Below are 26,487 nucleotides of genomic sequence, written 5' to 3' on the forward strand. Positions count from 1 at the left end.
TCTATACAGGAAACGCTTAGTCGAGGCTAACGCTGGCAATCCTAGAATTAACGCAGTGACACCGGTCAAGCACCAGCCGAGGAGGCTGCCATGAACTCCAGGGAAAGCGGCCACAGGATTGCCCGTCAAGTGACATCGTGGGTGGGGGTCGCGAGCGCAGCGGGCGCGCTGGTTGTGGGCGCGGCAGTCTCCGCTCCAGCCGCGACGGGCAACACGTCTTCGGGCAACACGTCTTCGGGTGACACGGGGGAGTCGACGACTCCGAACTACGGCTCGCGCCACCACTATTCATCCACATCGCCGGTGCAGCCCGTCGGGCCCGGATCAACGGCCCCGCAGGGCCGAACGTCAGGATCCTGATGGTAACGGCGACGCGACGCTGGGGACTATGGAGCACCGAGGCATTTGTCATCGTCACCGAACCATCGATGCTCGACCAAGCGGTCGATCTAAGCAAAGGCGTATGCCATGAAGTCGAGATGGCGTGCAGCCGTTTCCGCGACGATTCGGAGCTCATGCTCCTCCGGGGGCAGCTAGGCGGCCGGGAAATCAGCGATGTACTCGCGGCGATCGTTCGCAGCGCATTGGCTGCTGCCGAAATGACGGACGGGGATGTGGACCCCACACTGGGAAGCGCATTGCTTGGACTCGGGTACGACCGCGATTTCGCTCTGCTCGACGTGCCCCGCGGCCGGGAGCCGGGGTCACCGGGATCAATGATTGTGACAACGATTGCCCCGCCGTGGACCCGAATGGAACTTACCGAAAACAGACTGGCAGTACCCGCAGGGATACTCCTTGACTTTGGTGCCCTCGGCAAAGCCCTGGCTGCCGACTGGGCCGCGGAACGGATTTCGTCGACCCTTGGCTGTGGCGCCATGGTGGTTCTTGGCGGCGATCTGGCGACTGCGGGGGAGGCGCCCCCGGAGGGGTGGGTGGTACAGGTCCAGGACTTGCCGAGTGATCCCTCCGGGTGCGTACGCCTGAGCTCCGGCTACGCGTTGGCTACCTCCAGCACGCAAAAGCGTCGATGGAACCATTCCGGTCGGCAAGTCCACCACATCCTCGACCCGCGCACCGGATTGCCGGCGGAAGCTGTCTGGCGGACGGTCACTGTGGCGGCGAAAAGTTGCGCGGACGCCAACACAATCTCCACGGCATGCGTGGTCCGGGGGCGCCGGGCGCCGTCGTGGTTGAGGGAACTCGGCGTGCCTGCCCGCTTGGTTGACAGTGCAGGCAGGGTAACCACTGTCGGCACCTGGCCCCCGGACGAGATGACGAGTCAATCATGAACACCGTATTCGATCAGGCTCTTTGGGCCGTGGGCCGTGGCTCCGGCGTGGTGGCCCTCGTGCTCCTGACGCTTTCCGTCCTGCTCGGCATTGGCACCCGGTCCGGTCGAGCCGTCGTCGGAATCCCGCGTTTTGCCGTCACACTGGTGCACCGCAATGTCTCACTCTTTTCGCTCCTGTTCGTTGTGGTCCATGTTGTGTCCTTGCTCTTTGATCCGTTTGCCCAACTCAGGCTGCTCGACTTCTTCGTTCCCTTCCTCGGCGCGTACCAGCCGTTCTGGCTCGGACTCGGGACGATAGCCTTCGATCTGCTCCTTGTCGTAACGATCACCGCCTTGCTGCGCAACAGGATCGGTCCCAAGGCGTTCAAAGCTGTGCACTGGCTGGTCTACGCGTTGTGGCCGGTATCGGTACTGCACGCCATAGGAAACGGTACGAACGGCCGTGAGCTCTGGTTCCTCGTCCTCGCGGCGTGTTGCCTGACAGCAGTTGGTGGGGCCACCGCGTGGAGGTTGCACGAAGACTTCGTCGAATATCGGAACGTACGCAGCCGGGAAAGCCCATGACATCGGATCAGAGCACCATCAGCGTGCCGGGCCATGTTGCGGGCCCGGCCGGCACAACGCGGTTGTTCGCCGCCGGTTCGGCCGATTACGGCAGCCACCAGGCAGCCTTTGGTCCGCTTCCGGCCATGGACCGGGCGGCGTTGATCGACGAACTTGCCCGGTCCGGGCTGGATGGTCGCGGAGGGGCCGGGTTCGCGGCTTGGCAAAAAGCCGCGTCCGTCCCCGGCGATGGCCGGCGGCCCGTCGTCGTCGCCAACGGTGCAGAAGGCGAACCGTTGAGCAAAAAGGACGCAGCGCTGCTGCACAATGCCCCCCATTTGGTGATCGACGGCCTCCTGATCGCCGGCCGGAGCCTGGGCGCCAAGGAACTGCATCTGTACGCCGGCGCGGATCAGCTGGCTCCTGTCACCCGGGCCTTCACGGAACGCGGGGAAGCGCGGATACGCCTGCACGAAGCCCCCGATACCTTTATCTCCGGAGAAGCAACGGCAGTGGTCAGCGCCATTTCCGGCGGCATGCCCCTCCCGCGCGACCGAACCAAGCGCTTGACCGACAGCGGCCTGAACGGCAGGCCGACACTGGTCCACAACGTGGAGACATTGGCCCACCTCGCATTGATCTCCCGCTTCGGTTCTGCCTGGTTCCGTAGCGTCGGTACCGGTTCCGCACCAGGGAGCCGGCTCATCACGCTGTCCGGGAACGCGGCCGGGCCAAGGGTCTACGAGATCCCGACCGGTCTGCGCTTGACGGAGATCCTCGTGAGTACCGGCGGCGACCAGAAGGCCGTCCGTGCAGCCCTTGTGGGTGGATACCACGGCACGTGGCTCGCGGCCGAGCAACTCGACGCGCCGTTCTCAAGGGAAGGCCTGGCTCCGGTAGGTGCCCGGACCGGTGCCGGAATCATTATGACGCTGGGGGCCGGTTCCTGTGGCCTGGCAGCTACTGCGGACATTCTGGGCTACTTGGCGGGCCAGTCAGCGCGCCAGTGTGGTCCTTGCACCAATGGCCTACCCGCCATGGCGAGCCAGTTTGCGCGTCTGGCTTACGGAGACGCCAGCGGGAGACTTCCGCTGGAGATCAGCCGGCTTGCTGCCTTGGTAACCGGCCGGGGTAGCTGCGCCCATCCGGACGGGACGGCCCGGCTTGCCCTCAGCGCCCTGATGGCCTTTGCCTCCGACGTCGAAGCCCACTTGCGCGGGCGATGCGAGGCGCTGCAATGACAGAGCGAAAGGTGACCCGCACCACAATGCATATCGACTGGACCCGATGCGACGGCCGGGGTCTTTGTATTGAATTACTTCCGGAACTTCTCACACGCGATGACTGGGGATACCCGGTGGGGCGTGGCGGGTCCGAAATCCCGATCCCTCAAAACCTTGAATATGCGGCCCAGGAAGCAGTGGCGCTATGCCCTACACAAGCGCTCATGCTGCGTAAATGACGCGGTTTGTCCCAGTTCCGACGCTTATACTCCGACTATGAATGAGATGAAGCCGCGCGTTCTTTTGGTCGAGGATGACGTGCAGCTTCGGGCAATGCTGGAAGAGTTGTTATGTGGCGAGGGCTACGAAGTATCCAGCGCTTCGGATGGCCAGAACGGCCTCCACCTTGCCCTGACCGGAGAATTCGACGTCCTGGTTCTGGACCGGGGCCTTCCGGTTTTGGACGGGTTGAACCTGTTGATGAAACTGCGCAGAGCGGGTATCGAAACTGCTGCGCTCATTCTCTCCGCATTGGGTAATCCCGCCGACAGGGTCGAGGGACTCGACGCCGGCGCGGAGGACTACCTGTCGAAGCCCTTCGACGTCCATGAATTTCTGGCCCGTTTACGTGCCTTACGACGCCGGCATGTCTCCACCGCGACCACCTTGCGGATCACCGGTGGTCATTTTGACCTCGAATCGCGCAGCGTGACCCGTTCCGATGGTTCCGTCGTGGTGTTGTCCGAACGCGAGAGCGCTCTGCTGGAGGAGCTCGCGCGCTGGCCGAACAGGGTCTTCGGGCGCGGCGAGATTCTTGAGTATGTCTTTCCGAACGCCGAAGAGGCAGGGGTGGTTGACACCTATGTTCATTACCTCCGGCGAAAGCTCGGCCGGGGGAGCGTGCGGACGGTCCACGGCGTCGGCTATAGGATCGGCACTCTCGCATGACGGGCCAAGCCGAGGGCGAGCTGCAGCGTTCCTCCTGGCGGCTGGCCCTGCAGACCGGCGCTTTGCTGGTGTTGCTCCTCGTGGCGATCGCCGCATCAGTGCTGTTGATTGTGAGCACGAGCCAGACCACAGCAGCTCAACGCCTCCTGACCACAGCCACCGAACACGTGGATTCAATCCAGGACGCGCCTGCCGGGACCTGGCTGGCAATATCCAACCAGGGCACTTTGACGGTGTCGTCCGGGATGCCGTCAGGATTACCGGACCTGAAGGCGATAGCGGCGGTCGCTGCCAGCGGAGTCGCCGCCGAGGAGGACATTTCGATAGCGGGTCGCTCGTATAGCATCCGCACCGCAGATTCCGGCGGTCGAATCGTCCAAGCGGTGTTCGATCGACACGAGAATCTGGAAGAGCTGAGCCGTCTGGGAGTCGCGCTGCTGTTGACCTGCGGGGGAGCGGTGGTGTTGGCGAGCCTCCTGGCGGTCTGGTTGGCCCGGCGCACAATGCGGCCCATGGCTGAGGCTCTTGACCGACAGCGCCGATTCGTCGCGGACGCAAGCCATGAACTGCGCACCCCGCTGACCCTGCTGAGTATGCGTGCGCAAATGCTGCGGCGGCGCCTGGCATCTTCTCCAGTTCATGGGCCCGTGAACATCGAGGCGGACGTGGACGCCATGATCGAGGATTCGCGATCGCTGACTCGATTGCTCGAGGATCTGCTCATCTCGGCGGATTCACGGAGGGTCGAACTCACGGACGTCGACGTCGTAGGGCTGGCGACCGACGTCGTCGAGTCTTTTTCGGCCTCCGCCGCACACCGCGGCGTCACGGTTGAACGAAGCGGCGTAACCGGCCCGGTGGAGATCGCTGCCGCGCCAACGGCGCTGCGCCGGCTTTTCGTGGCGTTGCTTGACAACGCCGTTCGTTTCGCCCGGACACACGTGGACGTGGGCGTATCCACAGACTCAAGGACTCTCGTCATTACGGTCCGCGACGACGGCCCCGGATTTGCCGATGACGTCAAGCCGCGGGCCTTCGAACGGTTTGCCACCGCGGCGCCTGCCGACGCCGCCCCGGAAGACGGCGCCTCGCCGCGCCACTATGGCCTCGGACTCGCCCTCGTCGCCGAAGTAGCGGCGCAGCACGGCGGGCGGGCCGAAATCGGTACGCAACCATCCGGAGCGGTCATCATGGTGCGTCTGCCAATGATCCGGGGAAATTCCAGGAACTCTCCTGCGGCCGGTATCTGGTTTCGAGCCTTCGTTTCCAGGCTTCGAAGAATGTTCTAAGAACCCGTACCTAGCATTGCGACCATGAACAGACCATGGGCCACTGCGGGAGAGACAAGTTGACGGCCCGGGCTGGAGCAACGGGACGGACGGCCCGTCAGCAGCGGATGCCACAACGGGCGCGCTACCTGCGGCGGGCTCGTCTGGCGGATCTGTTGGAAACGATTGTCTGGCTGTCGGTGGCCCTTGTGCTGGCACTGTTTCTGGCAGACAGCGGACTGGTCGAATTCAAAACCGTTCCGGGCGCCTTTACGGCCGTCGGCATCATCGCCGGACTTGTGGGCACCGACCTGATGCTGATCCAGCTCCTCCTGGCAGCGCGGCTCCCGGTGATTGACCGGGCATTTGGCCACGACCGGGCATTGCTGGTCCACCAGCGGATGGGCAAACCCGTCTTCTACCTCATTTCCTCACATGTGCTGCTGCTGTGGATCGGCTACGCGCTGACGGCGCGATCGAATGTGTTTGCACAGATATGGGACATGTTCATCTCGTTGCCCGACATGAAAATCGCATACCTGGGGTATGCGCTGCTGGCGGTCGTCGTGATCACGTCACTGGTAGTTGTTCGGCGGAAACTTCCCTACGAAGCGTGGCATGTTGTCCACTTCCTGGCATACGCTGCCGTGCTCGCCGCCCTGCCGCACCAGTTCAGCACCGGGCAATTATTCGCCGACGGAACCTGGGCGCGTTACTACTGGTTGACCCTCTACTTCGGGGTCGCCGCCGCACTGCTCGTCTATCGGTTCATCATTCCTGTATTGCGGACCCTGCGCCACGATCTCCGAGTCAGCAATATCGTCAACGAGGCGCCCGGGGTGTACTCCATCGAGATGAGCGGACGGTCCCTGGCGGACCTGCCGGTCCGTGGCGGCCAATTCTTCATCTGGCGCTTCTGGTCGCGCGGGCTATGGTGGCACGCCCACCCCTTCTCGCTTTCGGCGGCTCCGGGGGTACTTCGCCTGAAAGTGACTGTTCGTGAACTGGGCGGCGGAACCGCCGAGCTGAGCTCTCTGAGGATTGGCACCAGAGTTAGCATTGAGGGACCTTACGGGCTCTTTACGGACCGGGCCCGCACCACCCGCCGCGCGGTCGCCGTCGCAGCCGGCATCGGAATTACGCCCATCATCTCTTTGCTTGAGCAGGGAGATTTTGGACCTGGCGAGATGACGGTGATCGTCCGGGCGCCGGACGAGAAGGGTCTCTACCTTTACCACGAGCTCCAGAAACTCTGCACCAAGAAATCCGCAACGCTCTATGTCCTGCTGGGACGCCGTCCGAAGAGGGGCCATGACAGCTGGCTGCCGGCCCGTGAGGCCAGCCACCGCATGAGCCTGTCCACGATCGTTCCCCACCTCCGGGACGCCGACGTGTTCGTGTGCGGTCCACGCGACTGGACCGACCTGGTGGTCGAGGACGCAAAACGGGCCGGCGTACCCCGGTTCCGGATCCACTACGAAAGGTTCAGCTGGTGAGAGCTCGCAGCGCCGTACTTGCCGGCCTCGCTTCCGCCGCCGTCCTCCTGATTGGCTGGCATGCTGGAAACCAGGGAGATTCCGCACCCCGCGGCACCACCTCGAAGGCGGCCAGTCCGCCGTCGGGCACTGAATCAGCGGCCGGCAACAGCGTCGGCCCTCCAGCACCGGCCGGTGCCGGTGCCGGTGTTGGTGCCAAAGACGGAACCTTCGACGGCAGCCAGATCCAGACGCGGTATGGCACGATTCAGGTCCAGGCTGTGATAGCCGGCGGCAAGATTACCGACGTCGTGCCCCTGCAGCTGACCGACGTAGGGTCGCTGTCCGGCGAAATCGACCAGCAGGCCGTGCCGATGCTCAAATCCGAGGTGCTGTCGAGCCAGTCAGCCAACGTGGACACAGTGGGCGGGGCGACTTACACCAGCCAGGGTTACCTCAATTCGCTGCAAGCGGCACTCGACGCGGCGAACTTCAAGGGGTAGCGGACGGGGACTGGCTGGTTGTGCTTGCCGCTACCGGTGCTTGTAGTAGTCCCGCCAGATCAGTCGGTGCACGGGTATGCGGCGCGGCAACGACCTGAGTCCGGGGATGAAGGGCACCAGGGTCAGGAGGAGTGTCAGGATCACCATGGAAAACACGACGAGGACATCTGCGTTCGGAGATGATTTGAACGGTTCCACTTGGTAGAGGGCTGAGAACAGCCACAGCCATGACTGGCCCGGGTAGTTTCCGGTTTCATTCATCATTCCCCACTGGTCGCCTGTCAGATGCTGGGCGTCGGCGAGACCGGGGAAGTAGCTGCCGTCACCAAGGAACAAAATGCTGGCTTTGTAGTCGGTGTTGTAGAACGATCCCTTGGCGCTCAACACAGGATCCAGCGCGCCTTGCTGTGCCATGGCCAGGAGGGCCGAGGTCAGGGCCGGCACCGGGCCGTAGTCGCCGGGGGACACTTTCGCCGGGTCGTTGTCCGTGGCTTTGCTGAGTGCGTCCGTGTAGGCGGCAGTCCAGGCGGTCCGCTGAGCATCGCTTGCCTTGGTCCACGCGTCGATGGCCGCCGGGGGTGTTGGCAGGGTCTGGAGCGGCCCGATGACGAAGTCGTTGGCTGTGTCAATCGGGAGCCGAACGCCCGAAAGGCTCTGCAAGTCGATCGGGCCAAGTTTTTGCGAGGCATCCGGCGTCGAATTGTAGGGTGGTCCGTACCCGGCAGTGTCGCTGGTACCGCCAAGTTCGGCCGTGGCTGTTGAGACGAAGTCCGCGGGCTGGGCCACGGCCCAGGATTTGAGGGTCACACTGGGGTCGTCCGGCGAGCTGAAGACTGCGGAGAGCCCGAGGACAAGCAGACCGACAACGACCACTCCAACAACGAGTTCCTTGAACAGATCGTATTCACGCAACGTGCCGGACCATGGCTTGCTGGCGATGTCGTTACGCGTGCGCCACGAGGTTGACACCGGGGACTTGGTCATTTCAGGTTCTCGCTCTCGGTGGCCGGGTTTGGTGCCGTTGAGCTTAGCTGGGCGTCGGATGCCGCAGCTTCCAATGGCGGCACCACTCCGTGCATCCGTACAAGAACAACGTGGAGGGCGACGACGACGGCGACGGCCGCTGGAAGGAGCGTGATGTGCCACATAAGTATCTGGCCCAGATCGGCCACGTTGAACCACGCCCCCACCCCGACGGCGTTTAGCGCGTCTTTTGCCTGGAAAGCAATCCATTGCGAGTCAAAATTTGTTTGAAGCAGGTACCCGGTAAACGCCGTGACGATCGAGACGACGAACGCGAGCATCCCGGTAATCCACGTCAGCACGCGCCCGCCCCGCCAAGCGGCCATCCAAAATTTACCCCAGAGGTGGATCACCATGAACATGAAGAACAGTTCAACGCTCCACAGATGGGTGCTGTTGATGAAACGCCCCAAGGCTGAGACATGGAACCATGTAGGACCATTCAACGCCAGTAGGGCACCGGTACCGAGGATGTAGACGAATGCGGCAACCGCGCCCATGCCGAAGACGTAAATCCACGACGACACGTAGCTAGGCTGGCCCTCCGGAAGGAGCTTGTCAGGCGGGAGCCGGCGCAGGGCCCAGCCGCGGGCTTTTCCTGTCCATGTGGAAAAACGCGGTTCACCGTCGCCAGCACTCGAAAGCGGGCTGTGATCGGCGGTCATTTCCGGCTTTTTCGGCCAGGGAACGGAAGGACCAAGGCAAGAATGAATAACACGAGCATCGTGGCAATGACTACCAGATTGCCGAATTGGATCAGGAAGTCACCCCACTGGAAATAGATTCCGGGATCTGGCATTCCAGCATCCGCCGGCTTCATTCCGAGCATCACGGGCCTCTTTCGGTGAAGGCGAACCTTGGGCGGGAAGCTTCCCGTAAAAACGACGCTACAAGCTTGCTGACAAACAGGCACGGGTCGAACGGCCCTATTGAATGGTGCCCGCCGCGTGCATGCTGGAAAAGCCGGGTAGGCGACCATTGAAAGGATGCACCATGACACCGGATACCGAGGACACCGTAGAAATCCTGGATGAGGAAGAATGCTGGAAAATCCTTTCGGACGCATCGTTGGGACGATTGGCACTGAGCATCGCCAACGAACCTGAGATCTACCCCATCAATTTCGTCGCCCACGGCAGGAAGATCCTCCTCCGCACAAATCCCGGGGAGAAGTTATTCGCACTCACGATAAACGAGAACGTTGCGCTGGAGACCGATGGGGTAGGCAGCCAGTCCGTCTGGAGCGTCGTGGTGAAAGGAAAGGCGCGGCAACTGGACTCCGGTGCAGAAATTGAAGCGGCAGAGAAGATCCCGCGCCAACAAATGACCTCCGTGAGGAAACGGGTCTTTGTCGAGATTGTCCCGACATCCGTCTCGGGGAGACGGATTCAACGCGGACCGGAAAACGACGAGCTGACCGCTAGCGACTTGTACTGAACAACATCTTCTGCCTGAAAAGATCCGAAGCTACCGCTGGCTCACTTCAGATGCACGTGGCGTCCGCTGACCCGGTCCGCTTGGATCCGGATAAAGAGATTCCGTGCTCCGCCGGCCCATGGCTCCGCCATGACCTTTCCCCAGAGCCGGGTCAAAAGATCCTGGTCCTCAACGCGGGAAGAGGCCCCGCTCAACAAGACCGACCAACCCTCGCTCCGATCGGCACGTGAATCGTCGATTTGAAAGGTCGACTCAGGTGACGGGACCGCCCCGGCAATGGATCCATCCCCGGTAGTCCGGAAGTAGATGGAGTGGCCATCAACCACATAATTGACCGGCAGGATTACCACCCGGCCCTGTTCGATGAAGCCGAAACGGCCGGTGGCCTTTGAACGGAGGAGTTCCCAGCATTGTTCTTGGCTGAGTTCTTCGGCAACGTGCAGTCCGCCGTCCGCGCGGCCTGGATCCATGCTGGGGAGGGACATGTCTGCTCCTGTTGTCTAGATCTAGTCCGTGGATCAGGATTCGAAACGCGGAGTTTGAAGACTAAGCGGCTCCCTGAAGACTATTGAGGGGCCTTCTCCCGGTGTAGGGCCGAAAGACCCGGAGAGGTCAGCGCGTCTCGCCGGTTGTGGAGCCGGTGGAGGGCGCCGATGGCGAGCATTCCTGTGAGGGCGCTGCCAAGGGACGCCAGGAGAAGATCGTTCGGAGGCCACTCCAAGCCGAAGAAGTCTTGGAGGAGGGGCGCGGTCAGCGTAAAGACCAAGCCGAGGTACATCGCTCCGATGATGATTGATCGTCGCAGGTTGAGCGGGAGTGAGATGACTGTCAGTATCCATAGGCCCGTGAGTGAGAGCGTGAGAACGGAAGCAGTCCGGGTGGCATCAGTTGTGTAGCTTCCGACGTCGGTGGCGTAAACGTTGACCGCAAAAACGGCCGCTGCGACGACGAGCCCGGCGGGCACGGCGAATGAGAGGGAGCGCTTAAGAAACCCAGGGGTGTAGCGGCGGTTATTGGGCATGAGGGCGAGGAAGAATGCCGGGATTCCAATGGTGAGGCCGTCCGTTGCGGAGAGTTGGCGTGGCAGGAACGGAAATTCCCACAGGAGTGATCCGAAGGTGATGGAGAGGGCGATGGCATAAGCCGTCTTGCTGAGGAACAGGACCGAAACCCGTTCGATATTGGCGATGACGCGTCTGCCCTCTGCGACCACGCCGGGAAGTCTGTCGAAACGCCCGTCCAGGAGGATCAGGCGGGAGACCGCCTTAGTGGCGGCCGCAGCCGAGTCCATGGCAATGCCGATGTCGGCCTCCTTGAGTGCCAGTGCATCGTTGACACCGTCCCCGGTCATCGCGACAGTGTGGCCTCCACGTTGCAACGCAAGGACCATGTCCCTTTTCTGTTCCGGCGTGACGCGCCCGAAGACCACATTGCTCTCCAGTGCTGCCAGCATCAGGTCCGGATCCTTTGGCAGTTGCCGTGCGTCGTACCCGTCTTCCGCGTCGAGTCCGAGCTCACGGGCGACGGCAGCGACAGTGCGGGGATCGTCGCCGGAGATGATTCTCACATCCACGCCTTGGTCTTGGAAGTAGGCGAGGGTCTTCGCCGCGTCCGGGCGCACTTTCTCCCGGAAGGTCAGCAAGCATATTGGCGCACAGCCGGCAGGTGGTTGCTCCTCCCCGGCATCCTGTACGGGCCATGGTCCCGGCAAATAGGCCAGGACCATGGTGCGCAGCCCGGACGAAGCCAGGGATGTTGCGTCCTCAAGGGCGCGAGCTGTGCCTAGGGTGCCTTCGCGAAGGACGATCTCCGGAGCCCCCAGTATCCATGTGCCGGAGACGAAGCGGCCCCCGCTGAAGGTGACCGCGCTCCATTTTCGCGCGGAAGAGAATGGCGCCGTCGAGGTCGGGCGGAGGCCGCCGTCGGACGGGAAAGCGTCGGCGAGGCTGCGGGCGGTCGCATTGGCCTGGGGATCTGCACCAAACCAGCCCAGAACCTGTTTCCAGTCGTAGTCCAGCGACGGGGCGACTTCATGTGCTGCGTCGAACACGAGCCTGCCTTCGGTGAGGGTGCCCGTCTTGTCCAGGCAGAGCATGTCCACGCGTGCCAGGCCTTCCACGGCTGCCAACTCCTGGATCAGAACGTTCTCACGAGCCAGCCGAATCCCGCCAACCGCGAAAGCGACGCTGCTCAGGAGCACCAGGCCCAAGGGGATCATGGCGATGACGCTCGCGACCGCTCCCACTGCACCACTCCTCCAAGTGCCCGTTGTGATGGCCTGCTCCCAACCGCCGTTGGCCTGCATCTGACCGTTGGCCACGAGGAGGACCACCGGGAGCAAGAGCCACGTGACCCAACGGAGGATCCTCTTGAGACTGTTGCGAATCTCGGAGTTGACCATGGAAAACCGCTTGGCCTCGGCGGTCATCTTGCTGGCGAAGGAGTCGCTGCCGACGCTGACTACGCGCGCCTTGCCGTGCCCGGCCACGACGATGGATCCGGAGAGCACTTCGGATCCCGGGCCCTTGTTTACGGGGGCCGATTCGCCTGTCAGGAGCGATTCGTCGATTTCCAGGCCATCGCCGTCGACGATGGTCGCATCCGCTGGCACCTGGTCGCCGATGCGCAGCAGGAGGACGTCGTCGCGGACGATCTCCTGCACGTCAATGTCCTGCGCGATGCCATCGCGGATCACCCGGGCGGGGGAGGCATTGAGAATGGCAATCCGGTCCAGCGCCCTCTTGGCCCGGTATTCCTGAACGATGCCAATGAGGAAGTTGCCGGCAGCAGTTAGTCCGAAGAGTGCATCCTTCCATTGACCCAAGAGAAGCAGGAGCACGAAGCTGCAGCCCACGATCGCGTTGAACAGCGTCAGGAGGTTCGTCCGGATGATCTGCCACAGGGTTCTGCTTGAACTGAAGGAAGTCCGGTTGTCCAGTCCTGCTTCGGTTCGGACCGTGACCTGGGCGCTGGACAGCCCGGAGCCCATGGCTCTGCAACGCACGTCGGTGCGAGAATGGCTCAGGTCTGGTTGCTCGGTCACGGGTTGTCGCACTCCTTGAGGCTGGCTTCCGCTCGAGCGCTAGGGGAGATGCGGTGTCCAGGCCCAGTCCCGGATTTCCGGGAGGTCCTCGAAATGCTCCCGGATGTATCGCGTGTGTGCCTCCAACCGCGTACGGCAGAAGTCGACGAGTTCATCCGCGCCCACCACTTGCCGGTGAACACGCCGCAGCGCTTCAAGGACCAGGTGGTAGCGGCTCATCTGGTTCAAGACCACCATGTCAAAGGGGGTGGTGGTGGTTCCTTGTTCGTTGTATCCGCGGACGTGGAACCGTTCGGGGCGGGGTCTGCCATGCAGGAGTTGGTGGAGTGCGCGGGCGTAGCCATGCCATGCCATGATGACCTCTCCGTCGGCCGTGAACAGTTCTTTGAACTTCTCGTCGGACAGGCCGTGGGGATGGGTGTTGCGGGGTGGAAGAACCATGGCATCCATAACGTTGACAACACGGACCACCAGTTCGGGCAGGTGCTCCTGCAGTAGCCAGGCTGCAGCCAGGGTCTCTTCGGTGGGGATGTCCCCGGCGCAGGCCAAGACGACGTCGGGATCGGCTCGGCCGGCGTGCGGTTCCTCGTGTCCGGCCGGTTCTTCGTTACCAGCCCAGGACCAGATGGACGCTCCTGCCGCGGCGTGTCGCCGTGCCTCTTCCAGGGTCAGATATTGCGGGTGCGGCTGTTTGTCCACGACCACCAGATTCACGTAGTCCCTGCTGCGCAGGACGTGCTCGGCCGTGACAAGAAGGGTGTTCGCGTCCGGCGGCAGGTAGATGCGGGTGACGGTCCCCGAGAGGGACAACACTGCGTCGATCAGTCCGGGTCCTTGGTGGCTGAATCCGTTGTGGTCGTTGCGCCAGCAGGTGGAGGTCAGCAGGATATTCAGGCTCGGCACGGGCCCGCGCCATTCAAGTTCCCTTGCGTGCTGGAGCCACTTGGCGTGTTGGATGGTCATCGAAGCGCTGACCATCGCGAAGGCCTCATAGCTGGCGAAGAGGCCATGGCGGCCAGTGAGGAGGTAGCCCTCGAGCCAGCCCTGGCAGAGGTGCTCGGAGAGGACTTCCATGACCCTGCCTTCGGGTGAGACATGGTCTTCGGCGAGGGGATGTTCCCCCTCCCCGGCAGGTTCCAGAAGGCAGCGGTCGGTGGCCTCGAAGACGGCACCGAGCCGGTTGCTGTTGGTTTCGTCCGGGCAGAAAAGCCGGAACCGCGGGTTGTCGGCGGTGGCGAAATAGATGTCCCGGAGCAGTTCTCCCAGGGGCCTGGTGGTTTCATGGACCACCGACCCCCGCGGGTCCGTTGCCAGTGCGTACTGTTCCAGGTCGGGAATCTCAAGGGCAGTGACGGTGCCGCCCCGGCTCACACCGGATGCGCTCATGCGAAGGCTGCCCTCCGGTGCGAGTGCGGCTAGTTCGGGGACGAGCCGGCCCGTGCTGTCAAAGAGGGTTTCGGGCCGGTAGGAGCGCATCCAGGCCTCCAGTTGGGCCAGGTGTTCGGGATTTTCGCGAACGTTTGCCAGGGGCACTTGGTGGGAGCGATAGGTTCCTTCGATGGGAAGGCCGTCGACGATGCCCGGACCGGTCCACCCTTTGGGTGTCCGCAGGATGATGGCGGGCCAGGGTACCGGACCGTGCACGCCCTGGGCGAGCGCCTGGGCTTGCAGTTCGCGGATGCGCCCATAGGACTCGTCCATCGCGGTGGCCAGGGCACGGTGGACGAGGTAGGGGTCCTCGCCTGTGACGGTCACCGGATCCCAGCCATGGGCCCTGAGGAGCGCTTCGACGTCTTCGTTGGATTTCCGGCCCAGGACGCTCGGACCGGAGATCTTGTGCCCGTTCAGATGGAGGATGGGCAGCACGGCGCCGTCGCGGGCCGGATTGAGGAAGGCTGGCGCCTTCCATGATGCTTCCAGTGGACCGGTCTCGGCTTCGCCGTCACCGATGACGCAGGCGACGATCAGCCCGGGGTTGTCCATGGCCGCGCCCGTGGCGTGCATCAGGGAGTAGCCGAGCTCGCCCCCTTCGTGGATGGACCCGGGAGTGGCAGGTCCGACATGGCTCGCGATCCCGCCCGGCGTCGAAAATTGCCGGACAAGGCGGCGGAGTCCCTGGAGGTCCGTCCCCACTTTGGGATAGATCTCGGAGTAGGTGCCCTCAAGATAGACGTTGGCGACGACGGCGGGGCCGCCGTGGCCCGGACCAGCGACGAACAGGACTTCCGCTGAAGTTCGCCTGATCAGGCGGTTCAGGTGGGCGTAGATCAACGACAAGCCAGGGCTGGTTCCCCAGTGGCCCAGGAGCCGGGGCTTGATGTGGCGCGGGAGCAGCGGCTCCCTCAGTAGAGGGTTTTCCTGAAGGTAGATCTGGGCCACGGTGAGGTAGTTGGCGGCGGACCAATACCGGTGCAGCAGCTCGAAGTCTTCGTTCGCAGGTTCTGTCTCGGCGGGTCCGCGTTCCATAGGCTTGTCTCTTCCGGGTCGAGGGCGTGCCGAAGGCACGCGTATCTGGCGCGTTGCCTCGTCTGGTCTTCACACTGCCAGAGCGCCGTCGGAGTGGTTAGGGCCTTTTGGCCCTAGGCCATGCTTCTATTTCATCGGGGCTCCGGTTCGCCGGATCCTGCGAAAGCACGACGGCGGCTGTCGCCTCCGCGATGGCGCGTTCCTCGTCGCTCGGTAAGGCCAGGACCGGAAACGCCGATCCGTCGGTGCTGATAAGGCGGGCACCGGCTGCGGCGGAATGGTTCCTGTCCTCGTCGATGAAGAGGCCGAGGGGCCGGAGCAGTGACATGACCCGGGACCTGAACGGACTGGAATGTTCGCCGATCCCGCCTGTGAAGACCAAGGCCTCGGCCCCGCCGACCACCATGCTGTAGGCGGCGATGTATTTTGCCAGCCGGTAGGCGGCCATGTCCGAGGCAAGGATCGCACGGGGATCCCCGCTTTGCACAGCGTCCTGAATCGCGCGCATGTCGGCTGATCCGGCCAGTCCCAGCAGGCCCGCGCGATGGTTGAGGAGCTCGTCCACCTCGTCCAGGCTGAGGCCGTGGCGCTGCAGCAGCGTGACAATTGACGGATCGAGATCGCCGGACCGGGTACCCATCACCAACCCCTCCAGAGGGGTCATGCCCATGGACGTGTCGGCGCTGCGGCCGTTTTTGACGGCGGTCACAGAGGCGCCGTTGCCAAGGTGCGCCACCACAGCGTTCAGCGAGTCCACTGGTACTCCCAGAAACGCCGCTGTGTCGCGGGAAGCCATCTCTACGGAGATCCCGTGGAAGCCGTAGCGTCGGATCGCGTGTCGAGTAACCAGGTCCTCCGGAAGGGCATATCGGGAGGCATGCTCGGGAATCGTGCGGTGGAAAGCCGTGTCGAAAACTGCCACCTGCGGCGTGTCCGGCCAGCGCTCAGTCGCGGCACGCATGCAAGCCACGCTTGCTGCGTTATGGAGCGGAGCCAACTCTTCCAGCTCCTCGATAGTTCCCATAACGTCTGGAGTGACGCGGACCGGGGAACTGAAGCGATCTCCGCCGTGAACAACTCGGTGACCGATGGCGTCAGGGTGTGTTCCGCCGGTAAAGTCCCGGATGGCGGCGTCGATAGTGTCGTAGACGTCGCCCAGAAAGCCGGGATCGAGCGCGTCCCCTTGCTTCCCTTCGACAACGCGATCCAGCAGGACGCCCGGCACCGTTTCGGATGTTCCGCTCCGCCGTAGCTGGAACTTCAGGGACGAGGAACCTGGATTCAAGACAAGGATCAGCACACCGATGTCCTTTCGCGAAGATCACACAGCATAGGGGTTTTGGGACGCAACACTCCTCGAGGACCATAACCCGGCAATTGCGTTCGCCGGGAGGGTCTTCCGGCCCTTGCCCGGTGCCGGCGTAGCCGACGACACTGGGGAGAGATTGCTGCGGGTTCCAGGAAGGCACGTGCGCTAGTGAACAAACAGATCATTGTTGGTGTCGATGGGTCCGCGATCGGCAGTGCTGCCACGGACTGGGCAGCTGAACGGGCCCACGATCTCGGTCTGCAGCTTCAGCTGGTCCACGTAGTTCCTGAGCCATGGGCGTTTCCGGAGGAGGGCCGCCACGAGAACGCGATGGCGCAAGCCAAGGATCTGCTGAAAGGAGAAGCGGCACGGGTCGCCGCACGGATTCCCTCCCTGGATGTGGTCACGACGCTGAATTCCGGAGAACCGGCCGAGACTATGCGCAAACTTTCCGCAGGGGCCGAAATGGTCGTTGTGGGAACCGACAGGCGCCCTGACAACCATGGCGAAGGATTCGGTTCGGTCAGCTTTCAAATAGCGGTCATCAGCCATTGCGCCGTCGCGGTCGTCCCTGCTCCTTCACCCCATGAGTCGTCCGGAGTGGTGGTTGGCGTCGACGGCTCAGATGATTCCGATCTCGCCGTCGAGCGGGCCGCCAGCGAGGCACAGCGAATGGGACAGGAACTCGTGATCCTCCATGCAGGAGAGCCCGAAGGGCGGGTGCTATTGTCGGCAGCGGTCCAGCGCCTGGCCGAGCAGCACCCGGGTCTGCTCGTACACGAGATGCTGGACTTGGAGCGCGCCCCGGCCGAGGCGCTCCTTGAGGCCGGAACCCGTGCGCGGCTGCTGGTGATGGGCTGCAAGGGAAGGGGCGGGGCACGCGTTCTCGTCGGCTCCGTGGCTCAGCACGTGCTGCTCAACATCCAGTGCCCGACCCTGATAACCCGCCCCGCTTAAGGCGTGAGCGCCGCATCGTAAGCGATCGGACTTATTTCTCCTAGTCGTTCTGGCCTACCAGCAAGACAGGGCACTGTGAGTGTGCCGCGCATGCCCGGCTTACCGAACCTATGGCTTGTCCCAGGAACCCGCCCTCTCCGTGGCGGCCAACGATGAGGAGCCGGGCATTCCGGCTTTCCTCAACCAGGACTTTGGCGGGCGCGCCGAACCTGACTGTAATGCCCACATTCTCCGGTCTGTCTGTGTCAAAAGCCCGGTCCAGCGCTTGTTCCACCAATTGCCTGGCAGATTCTTCCAATTCGCCCGAGAATTTGGTCATCCCGGTCTCCATGCGCGAAGAGAAAAAGAGATCCGGCATGCCGACACAAGTGATTACTTCCAGCGGAGTGTCCAACCGCTCGCTCATCCGTCCTGCCCACCGCAATGCTGCTGATGAGTATTCGGAGCCGTCCACGCCCACAATGATCCGATTCGACGATGGTTCTGTGTTCATTGTTCCACCCTGTCTAGAGACGGGTCTGTGGGCTAGGGTCGAAGGTCACGGCTTCGTTTTCGGCCCGTGCAGGGAAGCCGGCGGGAGAGACCGTTCAGGACCAAGCGACACAGTGTTTCGCTCGGCGTGCCGGCTTGTAGATTGTCGGCCTTGTCCCAATGCCCGGAGCGCATTCAGGATGGTGGCGAGATCTACCAGTTCCTGGAGGAGGGCGCCAGCCACGGCCGGGACAAAACCGAAAGCTGCCATGGCCATGAGCCCGACGCTGAGGAGGATGCCGGTCCAGATGCTCGTGCGTGCGATATGGATGGTGTGCCTGCCGATGTCGACGGCGGCGGCCACCTTGGATAAGTCATCGAGCATGATGACGACGTCGGCCGACTCGCTGGCCGCGGTTGCTCCCTTGGCACCCATCGCTATCCCGACATCGGCTGCGGCGAGGACAGGTGCGTCGTTGACTCCGTCGCCGACCATCATCACTAGGCGCTTGTTCAGCGCAGCGACGGCAGCGACCTTGTCGGCAGGCAGGCAATCGGCCAGGACCCGGGTTATCCCTGCCTCTTCCGCGATATGTTCCGCGGTGGATGGGGTATCGCCGGTCAGGAGCATGGTCTCCTGCACGCCCAGCCACCGCAGCTGCTCCAAGGTGGCCACCGCGTTTTTCCGCAAGGGGTCGCTCATGATAAGCGTTCCGGCGAAAGCTCCGTCCACGCCGACGTAGATCGCAAGTTGTCCGCTGGCCAGGTCTGCCCTTTTGAAGCCGCTTGTTGCCGGGCCAACGAAGGAAGCTTTGCCCACCACCACGGTCTGGTTCCCGCATGTTGCGGTGACCCCCTGGGTCGCGTGTTCGTTGGCGCTGCTGACAGGAAGCAGAGGCAGGCCGCGGGATCGTGCGGCATCAACCACAGAGGATGCCAGGACGTGGGAGGAAGACTGTTCAGCGGACGCTGCGAGTTGGATTAGCCGGGCGGCTGAAATGCCGTGGGCGGCCGGGGAGACGTATATGTCCTCTAGCGTGGGGCGCCCTTGCGTGAGCGTGCCGGTCTTGTCGAAGACCGCCGTCCTGATCCGCGCCAGTTGTTCGAGGGTACCCGCATTCTTGACGATGATCCCCGAATGGGCTGCCCTGCTGGTGCCGGCGAGGAAGGCCACAGGCGCGGCGATCAACAGAGGACATGGTGTCGCAACCACCAGTACTTGGGCAAACCGTTCTGGATCGTGGCTGATGTACCAAGCGAGCCCGGCCAACAGGATGGCAAAGACCGTGAAGGGCACGGCATATCGGTCCGCAAGCCTGACGGTGGGTGCGCGGCTGGCCGCAGCTTCTTGGACCAGGGCCACGATCCGGCTGTACTGGGAGTCTGCGGCAGTGTTGCTCGCAACCAGGCGAATAACTTCCTCGCCGTTGACAGAGCCGCTCAACAGCGTGTCGCCCCTGACGTGTTCGACCGGAAGGCTCTCGCCGGTCAGCGATGATTCGTCGAAAGCCCCTGCTGCCGAGAGCAGGCGTCCGTCTACAGGGATGATTTCGGAGGGTTTGACCAAGAGGGTGTCTCCGGAACGAACCATCCCCACGGGCACCTCTTCCACGGGCTTGCCCGGGGTCTCACGGTGGGCTGTCCGGGGCGCCCGTTCGAGGAGGGCCTTCAGCTCGCGCGTGGCCCGTCCGTGGGCAAATTCCTCGAGTGCATCCCCGCCCGTGAGCATGAGCACGATGATGAGCGAGGCGATGTATTCCCCGACCAGGAGGGTACTGACGATGGCCATCACCGCCAGCAAATCGATGCCCCACCGTCCCCGGAAAAGGTCGCGGAGCATGGACACGGCTCGGTACGCGGCCACGGCCAAGGCATAGATGGTTGCTGTCGACTGTGCAGCCGGCACTTGGCCAACGCCCAGCAGGACCCCTACGCACGCTCCCGCGAGGAGTGTGGCCGCTACGAGCGGAAAACGCAGGATCATGGTCACGGGACCCGCCTCATCCTGGGTGCTCCTCAGGGAAGGAGCTTCAGGGAGGTGTCCCAGTTGAAGTGAAGGTGTTGTGGGTTGACCTGGAGCCCCATGATGACGAGCATGAAGGCCTCCAGCTCGCGGGCGCGGCGCAGCGGGCCGACGTCGATGGGCCGCAGCCCTGAGGCGGCGACGACGGCGCTGACCTGCACCTTTGCATCCTCGGAATCGCCTGCGATGAACACATCCAGAGGTTCGGATCCCACGGCACCTTTCTCCAAGGGGCCGGCGAAGCAGGTGTTGAAAGCCTTGACCAGATCGGCGTCCTCCGGGAGGAGGGCAGCCGCTTCTTCGGCGCCGGAGGTGCCGTTGGGAACTGTCAATTGATCGAAGTTTGAGGGGTCGACAGTATTGCTGATGTGAACTACAACCTTTCCGGAAAGCTGGCCGGAGTAGGACCGGACGATTTCCAGGGCGGAGCTGTGAGGCAGGGCCAGGATCACGATGCCACCCTCGGGTACGTCCCCGTCGCTTGCGGCGGTTGCCCCTGCTCCCAGGAATTCAACCAGGGCCTGGGTCTGTGTGGGGTTGCGGCCGACGATTTGCACGGACTTCCGGGCCTGGATCATGCGGACGCCGATTGCACGGGCCATGTGCCCGCTTCCGACGATGGTGATATCTGACATTTCAACGGCTCCTTCTGTTGCGGCCTTTTAGTGATGGGATTCTCGGCTGAGGACGACCTTCAGGGCATGTGTTTCCGCTGCCCTTGAGAAGGTGTCGTAGGCATCGATGATCTGTGCCAAGGTAAAGTGGTGGGTCGCGAATTTTTCGGCGGGGATCTTGTGCTGGGCGACCAGCCGGAGCAACATCGGGGTCGTGTTGGTGTTGACGAGGCCCATGCTGATGTTGATGTTGCGGATCCAGAGGTCCTGAAGGCGCAGTTCAACGGATTTTCCGTGAACGCCGATGTTGGCCACATTTCCGCCGGGGCGCACGAGCCGTAGCGCCATGTCGAAGGTGTCCGGTATCCCGACGGCTTCGATGGCTACATCCACGCCTGCGCCGTCGGTGTAGGACATTACGTCACTGATCCACCCGGGGTTTTCGGGGTTCACGACTTCGGTTGCCCCGAATTCCCGAGCCCGGGCCAGCCGACCTTCGTCGGGGTCGATGGCAATGACGGTGGCGGCGCCGTAGAGGCCTGATGTAGCCATCGCAGCCAGGCCGATAGGACCGGCGCCGACGATCGCGACGACGTCCCCTGGCTTGATATGACCGGCCTGGACTCCGATTTCGAATGCCGTGGGCAAAATGTCGGAGAGCATGACGGCTTGGTCGTCGGTGACGCCGTGGGGCAATTTGTAGAGGGAATTGTCGGCGTAAGGGACGCGCACGTACTCGGCCTGGGTGCCATCGATGAGATGGCCGAATATCCAACCGATTCCGGCTTGGCCTTCCTCTCCCGAGCAATGTGAGTAGAGGCCTTTCTTGCAATTGCTGCAATGGCCACAGGATTTGATGCAGGAGATCAGGACGCGGTCGCCGGTCCTGATCCCGGTGACTGAGGAGCCCACTTCGGTCACCGTTCCGACGCCCTCATGCCCGAGGACCCGCCCCTCCTGGACGGCAGGCACATCGCCTTTGAGAATGTGCAGGTCGGTTCCACAGATCGTGGTGGTATCGATGCGGACGATTGCGTCGGTGGGGGTGATGATGCGCGGATCCGGAACGTCAGTCCAAGACTTGTTTCCAGGTCCGCCATAGACGAGTGCTTTCATGATGGTCCATTCAAGGAGTCAAACGGTACCGTCGGCGATGCCGGCAGCAAAGTTAGTGGAACAATTCGGATCGGGCATCCCATACGGGAGTGTTCCAGATATCGGGCCGGTTGACCTTGAAACGTCGACCCGTGACGGCATCCAGGCTCAAGCGCAGATAGTGGCTCTTGTTGCCCGGTTGCCAAGGATCCAGGTGGAGGGCATTGGCCGCGGCTTTTTCCTCCCGGTCGACAATGAGGTGCACCTGGCCGCGGACCACGACGCTCCACGCTTTACCGGAGCCAGCATCGAAGCCATCGAGTTCCAGCGCACAGGGGTCCCGCATCGAGCTCCAGAATTTCGTGCCGATGCCGGTCCGGAAGACGATGGAACCTTGGTCCGCGACGTAGTTCACCGGAAAGATATCTGGGTGGTTCTCAACAATCACGGCCAGCCTGCCCACCGTGGCTTGGCGTAGCAGCTCAAAGCATTCGTCAGGGCTTAGTCTTTCAATCGGATCCGCTGATTGAGGGTTCATGACGCTGACGCTACCGGCGGCTGTCCGCAGTCGTTAGGGGCTTTAGACCCGAGCAACCGCCCCCGGTCATTCAAGGCCGGCGCGGGTCGCGTCGTCGAGGGGACTCCACCACGTCAGGGGAGGGGTGACGGTGAAGCGGCGCCCCGTGATCGACGTCGGGACGATGCGGATAAAGTGGTCTTTGCGGCCCGCTTGCCACGGGAAGAGAAGCAGCCCGATGGTATCCAGAACTTCTTGGGTGAGCTTGATGGCGACAGCCTGCCCTTTCACCACCACACTCCATGCAACCCCGGTGTCGGGGTTGACGCCGTCGGCCTCCATCGCCACGGGTGTTTCGCCCAGGGCCGAGTGGAGTTTGGTTCCTTCCCCGGTCCTGAAGACGAGGGTTCCGTGGTCCACCTTGTAGTTGATCGGAAAGATGTCGGGGTGGTCTCCCACCCAGACGGCGAGGCGTCCCACCGAGACGCCGCGCAAGAGTTCCCAGCACTGTTGAGATTGCAGGACCTCTGGCTCTGGTGTTGCGGGCTTGTTCGTCATGTGGCAGAGGCTACGCCGGGGTATGGACGGGAAACAGGGCACAAAGACCCTCGCCACGCTACGCTCCATCTGGAGGAACACCGGTCTCGGGAGTAGTCTGGCATCGGATACGCCACCTGCCACGACACGGGTTACCTGCCCTGCGTGGGCTGTACCGCTCGAAAGGCAGTAGATGAACGGCTCCATTCCAGACCCTGTGCGGGCTGAGCATCCGCCCGTCACCGGGATCCGAATCGAAGACCTGCTCAGGGACTTCCTAGCCCGTGCCGGCGAGCTTGTCGATGCTCAGGAGCACATGCGGGGGCTCTTGGAAGCTGTTGTCGCGGTCGCCGAGGATTTGAGCCTTGAGGCCGTTCTGGACAGGGTAGTCAATTCTGCATGCCGTCTGCTGCGGGCTCGCTACGGTGCGCTGGGGGTCATCGGTGACGACAAGTCGCTCAGTCATTTCATCACGGTCGGGATCGACGAAGACCTCGCAAGCCGCATCGGGCCGCTACCGACCGGGCACGGTGTCCTCGGCCTGCTGATCAGCGAACCCGCGCCGCTTCGACTCCATGATTTGCGCCAACATCCCAAGTCCTATGGGTTCCCCGAAAACCATCCACCGATGAAGTCCTTTCTCGGCGTCCCGGTACGGGTCCGTGACGTCGTTTTCGGCAATCTGTACCTGACGGAAAAAGAAGGCGGAGGTGACTTCACCCCGGAGGACGAGGATCTCGCTGTCGCGTTGGCCGCTGCTGCCGGGGTGGCCATCGAGAATGCTCGCCTCTATGAGGACGCCCGCCGGCGGGCGTCCTGGCTCGAAGCGTGCATGGACGTGACGGGCCGGATGCTCGGCGACCAGCGGGTGGTCGAGCCGGACAATGTCGAGCTTGACCTGATTGCCGACCGTGCTTTACAGGAATCGGGATCGCGGCTGGCCCTGATCCTGGTCCCGGATGGCGGTGTCGGTTTGTACAGCGTCGTGGGAGTTGCAGGAGCGGACAGAACAGAATTCGCGGGGAACATCCTGCCCATGGATTCTGCCGCCATCAGGGCAGTCGCCGCCACGGGCGTCCCAGCCTGCATAGACGACGCGGGCGACATCCTCGGCCCGGTCGACGGCGTGACCAAAGGAAGACTCCTGGCGATCGATCTCAGCGCCCAAGGCTCCCATCATGGTCTCCTGCTCTTGGTCCGTTCGCCTGGAACGGGACCGTTCGCGCAGACGGATGTGGAGATGGGCGCCGTCTTCGGCTCACATGTTGCCTTGGCTCTGGAGCTCGACCGAATCCACCGGCTCCGTGAACAGCTGATGGTCTTCTCGGACCGGGATCGCATCGCCCGGGACCTGCACGACGTCGTCATCCAGCGCATCTTCGCAGCTGGACTCAGCATCCAAAGCCTACGGCGGTTCACCACCAGCGAACCTGCGTTGACCCGGATCGATGCGGTCACAGTGGAATTGGACGAAACCATCCGGGATCTTCGAAACACCATCTACTCCCTGCGGGCCAGTTCAGGGGAGCAGGAACTGCTGAGCAGCCGCATACTGCAGACCGTCCGCAATGCCACCAAGTCTTTGCCCTTCGCCCCGCACCTGACGCTCAACGGGGCTGTCGATTCAGTGCTCGACGACCGAACCGTCACCAATACGCTCGCGGTCATCTCCGAGGGCCTCAGCAACGCGGTCCGCCACTCGCACGCCGAAGCGATCAGCGTTTCAGTGTCGGCTGGGAACCACACGATGACCCTCATCATTGAAGACAATGGGAAAGGCTTCAGTAATCCCGTGCCCGGGAGCGGCCTGGTAAACATGAAACAACGGGCCCAGGAGCTTGGCGGTTCATTCGACGTCACCGGAACGCCCGGGGAGGGGACCATCCTGGTGTGGTCGATTCCCCTCCGCTGAACGTCAGTGCCCGGCTGCGGTGTCCGGTTCCGCTCCCTGCGCAATGTAGACAGCTGCCTGGGTGCGACGTTCGAATCCCAACTTGGCCAACATCGAGGACACATAGTTCTTCACGGTCTTCTCGGCCAGTAGCATCTGTTCCCCGATCTGCCGGTTCGTCAGGCCCTGGCCCACCAGATCCAGGACCCGTCGTTCCTGGGGAGTCAGTGAGGATACCCTGGGATCCACCCGCTGAGGCTCTATGAGGCCCTGAATAATTTTCGCTTTCACTGCCGCATCAAACAAGGACTCACCCCGCGCAGCCCTGCGAAGCGCACCGAGGAGGTCAGTGCCGCCGATCTCCTTCAAAACATACCCCGCCGCGCCCGCTAGAACCGCTCCACGAAGGGCTTGTTCGTCGTCGTAACTGGTCAATATCAAGCAGTTCAGCGTGGGATCCACAGAGCGCACCTCCCGGCAAACTTCGATGCCGGTGCCGTCGGGCAACCGGGCATCCAGCACCGTCACATCCGGGTGCAACGCCGGAATGCGCCGGGCAGCCTCCTCCGCGGAACCAGACATTCCCACCACCACAAAGCCTTCGCCTTCCAGCAGTTCCTGCAGCCCCCGGCGGACAAGCTCGTGATCGTCAAGGACATAGACGCGGATTGGTGGCGCACCAAGGACCCCAGCGTCGCTTTGGGGTGAGACGGGGCGTTCCATGATCCTCCTGTCCGGCAGCCGTGGCCGCAGTTGCACGGGCCCGCCATGGTTGCCCGGCTATGTCATTGTTCACCGCTAGCCAACGGCAAACAAGGGCCGAAGTACCCAGACGGATGCAATGACTTTCGGCCCTGTTTGGCGGCGATTTTTCTGCCCATTCTTAGAGAAACAGAAGGAACCGGGAAGGAGCATCATGGCCACGCGCGCCCGGCCGGAAAAAATCATCGTCGGTGTGGACGGATCCGATGCCTCCATCGAGGCCCTGCGCCAAGCCTACCGTCTCGCATCGGCGCTAGGGGCGAACGTCGAAGGCTGGATCTGTTGGGATTTCCCGGCGGGCCATGAGGCTTACGAAATGATGGGGAGGGATGGATTCAGCCACCAGGCATCCGAAATCCTTCATGACGCCATGACCAAGGCCTTCGGCCCGGAACTGCCCCGGAACGTCCATACCAGGCTTGTCCTTGGCCGCGCCCGGCAGTCGCTCATCGACGCCAGCCGATTCGCCTCCTTGCTCGTGGTCGGACGGCGCGGACACGGCGGGTTCAATGGACTGTTGCTCGGTTCCGTCAGCGCAGCCTGCGTGGCCCATGCTCTTTGCCCCGTTCTCGTCGTGCACGCGCCAGAGTCAAAAGAACCTTCCGAGCCCCGTCCCGGCACGTCCGAGGCGGTCACCAGAAACCCCTAACCGATCAAAGGAGCATGATCCAGATGAAAAAGTGGATACGTTGGCAGGACTGGACGGTTATCGCCGCCGGAGCCTATGCCGCACTCTCGGTGCTGTGGACAGGGCAAGGTGGATCGTCCACAGCCTTCATGATCATCCTTGGCGTCCTTCTGGTCGCCGCTGGAGTCACCAACCTTGCTGTGCCCGGGATGCCGGCAGCGGAATGGGCCCAAGCCGCGTTCGCCGTCGTCCTCCTCCTGACGCCATGGCTTGGAGGCTTCGTGTCCATGACAGGCGCCGCCTGGAGCGCCTGGATTCCCGGCGCGGTCGCCTTGGTTGTCACGGCGTTGGCAATCAAGCCCAGCACGGAGGAATACCGTCACCATCACGTGTTGCCGGCCCCGTAGCCTGCAACTCCGGATCGGGCGTCCGGCCACCGCCGGATGCCCGGAACTGCCGA

27 protein-coding genes are annotated in these 26,487 nt (G+C 62.9%); 14 read left to right on the plus strand and 13 right to left on the minus strand.

What is annotated here, in order from left to right; genetic code table 11:
* Window positions 1-90 precede the first annotated feature (90 nt).
* The 9 genes from A3M3_RS28130 to A3M3_RS0115025 all read left to right on the plus strand — a co-directional run bounded on the left by A3M3_RS28130 (window position 91) and on the right by A3M3_RS0115025 (window position 7,254).
* Window positions 91-360 (plus strand): hypothetical protein, encoded by a 270-nt coding sequence (locus A3M3_RS28130; RefSeq protein ID WP_155854389.1) that lies wholly within the window; start codon window positions 91-93, stop codon window positions 358-360.
* A complete protein-coding gene (locus tag A3M3_RS0114995; RefSeq protein WP_035741846.1) occupies window positions 360-1,292 on the plus strand; it encodes an FAD:protein FMN transferase in 933 nt (310 codons plus the stop codon). The genes A3M3_RS28130 and A3M3_RS0114995 overlap by 1 nt, the downstream gene beginning before the upstream one ends.
* Complete coding sequence (locus A3M3_RS0115000) at window positions 1,289-1,858, plus strand: ferric reductase-like transmembrane domain-containing protein (RefSeq protein ID WP_035741848.1); 570 nt, start codon at window positions 1,289-1,291, stop codon at window positions 1,856-1,858. The genes A3M3_RS0114995 and A3M3_RS0115000 overlap by 4 nt, the downstream gene beginning before the upstream one ends.
* Window positions 1,855-3,078, plus strand: a complete 1,224-nt coding sequence (locus A3M3_RS0115005; RefSeq protein WP_051423210.1) for an NADH-ubiquinone oxidoreductase-F iron-sulfur binding region domain-containing protein — start codon at window positions 1,855-1,857, stop codon at window positions 3,076-3,078. Before A3M3_RS0115000 ends, A3M3_RS0115005 begins: the two co-directional genes overlap by 4 nt.
* Before the next feature lie 26 nt (window positions 3,079-3,104).
* Window positions 3,105-3,299 carry a ferredoxin gene (locus A3M3_RS27550; RefSeq protein WP_231497342.1) on the plus strand — a complete coding sequence of 65 codons (195 nt, stop codon included), beginning with the start codon at window positions 3,105-3,107 and terminating at the stop codon, window positions 3,297-3,299.
* Between the two features lie 37 nt (window positions 3,300-3,336).
* On the plus strand, window positions 3,337-4,008 hold the full coding sequence (locus A3M3_RS0115010) for a response regulator transcription factor (RefSeq protein WP_028267009.1): 672 nt from the start codon (window positions 3,337-3,339) through the stop codon (window positions 4,006-4,008).
* Complete coding sequence (locus tag A3M3_RS25365) at window positions 4,005-5,297, plus strand: sensor histidine kinase (protein ID WP_051423211.1); 1,293 nt, start codon at window positions 4,005-4,007, stop codon at window positions 5,295-5,297. Before A3M3_RS0115010 ends, A3M3_RS25365 begins: the two co-directional genes overlap by 4 nt.
* Before the next feature lie 155 nt (window positions 5,298-5,452).
* Entirely contained in the window at window positions 5,453-6,772 is a 1,320-nt protein-coding gene (locus A3M3_RS0115020) for a ferredoxin reductase family protein (protein WP_231497274.1), read from the plus strand.
* Complete coding sequence (locus A3M3_RS0115025; RefSeq protein ID WP_028267011.1) at window positions 6,769-7,254, plus strand: FMN-binding protein; 486 nt, start codon at window positions 6,769-6,771, stop codon at window positions 7,252-7,254. The genes A3M3_RS0115020 and A3M3_RS0115025 overlap by 4 nt, the downstream gene beginning before the upstream one ends.
* 30 nt (window positions 7,255-7,284) lie before the next feature.
* On the opposite strand, the gene A3M3_RS0115030 is transcribed toward A3M3_RS0115025, so the two are convergent.
* Together A3M3_RS0115030 and A3M3_RS25370 are read right to left on the minus strand one after the other, a co-directional pair.
* A complete protein-coding gene (locus A3M3_RS0115030; RefSeq protein WP_231497275.1) occupies window positions 7,285-8,238 on the minus strand; it encodes a hypothetical protein in 954 nt (317 codons plus the stop codon).
* The gene (locus tag A3M3_RS25370) at window positions 8,235-8,942 is read right to left on the minus strand and encodes a cytochrome b N-terminal domain-containing protein (RefSeq protein ID WP_051423213.1); all 708 of its coding nucleotides are present in this window, start codon (window positions 8,940-8,942) and stop codon (window positions 8,235-8,237) included. The genes A3M3_RS0115030 and A3M3_RS25370 overlap by 4 nt, the downstream gene beginning before the upstream one ends.
* A 328-nt stretch (window positions 8,943-9,270) precedes the next feature.
* On the opposite strand from A3M3_RS25370, the gene A3M3_RS0115045 reads away from it, so the two are divergent.
* The gene (locus A3M3_RS0115045) at window positions 9,271-9,714 is read left to right on the plus strand and encodes a pyridoxamine 5'-phosphate oxidase family protein (protein ID WP_028267013.1); all 444 of its coding nucleotides are present in this window, start codon (window positions 9,271-9,273) and stop codon (window positions 9,712-9,714) included.
* Window positions 9,715-9,755: 41 nt separating this feature from the next.
* Here the strand turns inward: A3M3_RS0115045 and A3M3_RS0115050 are convergent, their stop codons facing one another.
* From A3M3_RS0115050 to A3M3_RS25380, 4 genes are all read right to left on the minus strand, one after another.
* Complete coding sequence (locus A3M3_RS0115050; protein ID WP_028267014.1) at window positions 9,756-10,199, minus strand: pyridoxamine 5'-phosphate oxidase family protein; 444 nt, start codon at window positions 10,197-10,199, stop codon at window positions 9,756-9,758.
* Between the two features lie 80 nt (window positions 10,200-10,279).
* Entirely contained in the window at window positions 10,280-12,757 is a 2,478-nt protein-coding gene (locus A3M3_RS25375; protein WP_231497276.1) for an HAD-IC family P-type ATPase, read from the minus strand.
* A 39-nt stretch (window positions 12,758-12,796) separates the two neighbouring features.
* Complete coding sequence (locus A3M3_RS0115060; protein WP_028267015.1) at window positions 12,797-15,223, minus strand: phosphoketolase family protein; 2,427 nt, start codon at window positions 15,221-15,223, stop codon at window positions 12,797-12,799.
* A gap of 97 nt (window positions 15,224-15,320) precedes the next feature.
* Window positions 15,321-16,523, minus strand: coding sequence for an acetate/propionate family kinase (locus A3M3_RS25380; protein WP_051423214.1), 1,203 nt, complete (start codon window positions 16,521-16,523; stop codon window positions 15,321-15,323).
* A gap of 177 nt (window positions 16,524-16,700) precedes the next feature.
* On the opposite strand from A3M3_RS25380, the gene A3M3_RS0115070 reads away from it, so the two are divergent.
* The gene (locus A3M3_RS0115070) at window positions 16,701-17,489 is read left to right on the plus strand and encodes a universal stress protein (RefSeq protein ID WP_028267016.1); all 789 of its coding nucleotides are present in this window, start codon (window positions 16,701-16,703) and stop codon (window positions 17,487-17,489) included.
* 40 nt (window positions 17,490-17,529) lie between these two features.
* On the opposite strand, the gene A3M3_RS0115075 is transcribed toward A3M3_RS0115070, so the two are convergent.
* The 6 genes from A3M3_RS0115075 to A3M3_RS0115100 form a co-directional block, all read right to left on the minus strand.
* A complete protein-coding gene (locus A3M3_RS0115075) occupies window positions 17,530-17,982 on the minus strand; it encodes a universal stress protein (protein ID WP_028267017.1) in 453 nt (150 codons plus the stop codon).
* Window positions 17,983-18,027: 45 nt separating this feature from the next.
* Window positions 18,028-19,944: a heavy metal translocating P-type ATPase gene (locus A3M3_RS25385; protein WP_081736917.1), complete on the minus strand. Its 1,917-nt coding sequence runs from the start codon at window positions 19,942-19,944 to the stop codon at window positions 18,028-18,030.
* 32 nt (window positions 19,945-19,976) lie between these two features.
* Window positions 19,977-20,618, minus strand: a complete 642-nt coding sequence (locus tag A3M3_RS0115085) for an NADPH-dependent F420 reductase (protein ID WP_028267018.1) — start codon at window positions 20,616-20,618, stop codon at window positions 19,977-19,979.
* Window positions 20,619-20,645: 27 nt separating this feature from the next.
* The gene (locus A3M3_RS0115090) at window positions 20,646-21,713 is read right to left on the minus strand and encodes a zinc-dependent alcohol dehydrogenase family protein (protein ID WP_028267019.1); all 1,068 of its coding nucleotides are present in this window, start codon (window positions 21,711-21,713) and stop codon (window positions 20,646-20,648) included.
* A 52-nt stretch (window positions 21,714-21,765) separates the two neighbouring features.
* Window positions 21,766-22,230: a pyridoxamine 5'-phosphate oxidase family protein gene (locus A3M3_RS0115095; protein ID WP_028267020.1), complete on the minus strand. Its 465-nt coding sequence runs from the start codon at window positions 22,228-22,230 to the stop codon at window positions 21,766-21,768.
* A 66-nt stretch (window positions 22,231-22,296) separates the two neighbouring features.
* Window positions 22,297-22,767 carry a pyridoxamine 5'-phosphate oxidase family protein gene (locus tag A3M3_RS0115100; protein ID WP_028267021.1) on the minus strand — a complete coding sequence of 157 codons (471 nt, stop codon included), beginning with the start codon at window positions 22,765-22,767 and terminating at the stop codon, window positions 22,297-22,299.
* A gap of 172 nt (window positions 22,768-22,939) precedes the next feature.
* Between A3M3_RS0115100 and A3M3_RS0115105 the strand changes: the two genes are divergently transcribed.
* Window positions 22,940-24,658, plus strand: coding sequence for a sensor histidine kinase (locus tag A3M3_RS0115105; RefSeq protein WP_028267022.1), 1,719 nt, complete (start codon window positions 22,940-22,942; stop codon window positions 24,656-24,658).
* Between the two features lie 3 nt (window positions 24,659-24,661).
* On the opposite strand, the gene A3M3_RS25390 is transcribed toward A3M3_RS0115105, so the two are convergent.
* The gene (locus tag A3M3_RS25390; RefSeq protein ID WP_035741854.1) at window positions 24,662-25,360 is read right to left on the minus strand and encodes a response regulator; all 699 of its coding nucleotides are present in this window, start codon (window positions 25,358-25,360) and stop codon (window positions 24,662-24,664) included.
* Between the two features lie 193 nt (window positions 25,361-25,553).
* On the opposite strand from A3M3_RS25390, the gene A3M3_RS25395 reads away from it, so the two are divergent.
* The gene (locus tag A3M3_RS25395) at window positions 25,554-26,048 is read left to right on the plus strand and encodes a universal stress protein (RefSeq protein ID WP_051423215.1); all 495 of its coding nucleotides are present in this window, start codon (window positions 25,554-25,556) and stop codon (window positions 26,046-26,048) included.
* Window positions 26,049-26,062: 14 nt separating this feature from the next.
* Complete coding sequence (locus tag A3M3_RS0115120) at window positions 26,063-26,434, plus strand: SPW repeat domain-containing protein (protein WP_331280366.1); 372 nt, start codon at window positions 26,063-26,065, stop codon at window positions 26,432-26,434.
* Window positions 26,435-26,487 lie beyond the last annotated feature (53 nt).

Source organism: Arthrobacter sp. MA-N2 (assembly GCF_000517125.1).
GTDB classification, from domain to species: domain Bacteria; phylum Actinomycetota; class Actinomycetes; order Actinomycetales; family Micrococcaceae; genus Arthrobacter; species Arthrobacter methylotrophus.

What these genes read in the sequence shown, in the direction of transcription:
- A3M3_RS28130 (WP_155854389.1), top strand. Translation starts at nt 91, where the DNA reads ATGAACTCCAGGGAAAGCGGCCACAGGATTGCCCGTCAAGTGACATCG.
- A3M3_RS0114995 (WP_035741846.1), top strand. Translation starts at nt 360, where the DNA reads ATGGTAACGGCGACGCGACGCTGGGGACTATGGAGCACCGAGGCATTT.
- A3M3_RS0115000 (WP_035741848.1), top strand. Translation starts at nt 1,289, where the DNA reads ATGAACACCGTATTCGATCAGGCTCTTTGGGCCGTGGGCCGTGGCTCC.
- A3M3_RS0115005 (WP_051423210.1), top strand. Translation starts at nt 1,855, where the DNA reads ATGACATCGGATCAGAGCACCATCAGCGTGCCGGGCCATGTTGCGGGC.
- A3M3_RS27550 (WP_231497342.1), top strand. Translation starts at nt 3,105, where the DNA reads ATGCATATCGACTGGACCCGATGCGACGGCCGGGGTCTTTGTATTGAA.
- A3M3_RS0115010 (WP_028267009.1), top strand. Translation starts at nt 3,337, where the DNA reads ATGAATGAGATGAAGCCGCGCGTTCTTTTGGTCGAGGATGACGTGCAG.
- A3M3_RS25365 (WP_051423211.1), top strand. Translation starts at nt 4,005, where the DNA reads ATGACGGGCCAAGCCGAGGGCGAGCTGCAGCGTTCCTCCTGGCGGCTG.
- A3M3_RS0115030 (WP_231497275.1), bottom strand. Translation starts at nt 8,238, where the DNA reads ATGACCAAGTCCCCGGTGTCAACCTCGTGGCGCACGCGTAACGACATC.
- A3M3_RS25370 (WP_051423213.1), bottom strand. Translation starts at nt 8,942, where the DNA reads ATGACCGCCGATCACAGCCCGCTTTCGAGTGCTGGCGACGGTGAACCG.
- A3M3_RS0115045 (WP_028267013.1), top strand. Translation starts at nt 9,271, where the DNA reads ATGACACCGGATACCGAGGACACCGTAGAAATCCTGGATGAGGAAGAA.
- A3M3_RS0115050 (WP_028267014.1), bottom strand. Translation starts at nt 10,199, where the DNA reads ATGTCCCTCCCCAGCATGGATCCAGGCCGCGCGGACGGCGGACTGCAC.
- A3M3_RS0115060 (WP_028267015.1), bottom strand. Translation starts at nt 15,223, where the DNA reads ATGGAACGCGGACCCGCCGAGACAGAACCTGCGAACGAAGACTTCGAG.
- A3M3_RS0115075 (WP_028267017.1), bottom strand. Translation starts at nt 17,982, where the DNA reads ATGAACACAGAACCATCGTCGAATCGGATCATTGTGGGCGTGGACGGC.
- A3M3_RS25385 (WP_081736917.1), bottom strand. Translation starts at nt 19,944, where the DNA reads ATGATCCTGCGTTTTCCGCTCGTAGCGGCCACACTCCTCGCGGGAGCG.
- A3M3_RS0115085 (WP_028267018.1), bottom strand. Translation starts at nt 20,618, where the DNA reads ATGTCAGATATCACCATCGTCGGAAGCGGGCACATGGCCCGTGCAATC.
- A3M3_RS0115090 (WP_028267019.1), bottom strand. Translation starts at nt 21,713, where the DNA reads ATGAAAGCACTCGTCTATGGCGGACCTGGAAACAAGTCTTGGACTGAC.
- A3M3_RS0115095 (WP_028267020.1), bottom strand. Translation starts at nt 22,230, where the DNA reads ATGAACCCTCAATCAGCGGATCCGATTGAAAGACTAAGCCCTGACGAA.
- A3M3_RS0115100 (WP_028267021.1), bottom strand. Translation starts at nt 22,767, where the DNA reads ATGACGAACAAGCCCGCAACACCAGAGCCAGAGGTCCTGCAATCTCAA.
- A3M3_RS0115105 (WP_028267022.1), top strand. Translation starts at nt 22,940, where the DNA reads ATGAACGGCTCCATTCCAGACCCTGTGCGGGCTGAGCATCCGCCCGTC.
- A3M3_RS25390 (WP_035741854.1), bottom strand. Translation starts at nt 25,360, where the DNA reads ATGGAACGCCCCGTCTCACCCCAAAGCGACGCTGGGGTCCTTGGTGCG.
- A3M3_RS25395 (WP_051423215.1), top strand. Translation starts at nt 25,554, where the DNA reads ATGGCCACGCGCGCCCGGCCGGAAAAAATCATCGTCGGTGTGGACGGA.
- A3M3_RS0115120 (WP_331280366.1), top strand. Translation starts at nt 26,063, where the DNA reads ATGATCCAGATGAAAAAGTGGATACGTTGGCAGGACTGGACGGTTATC.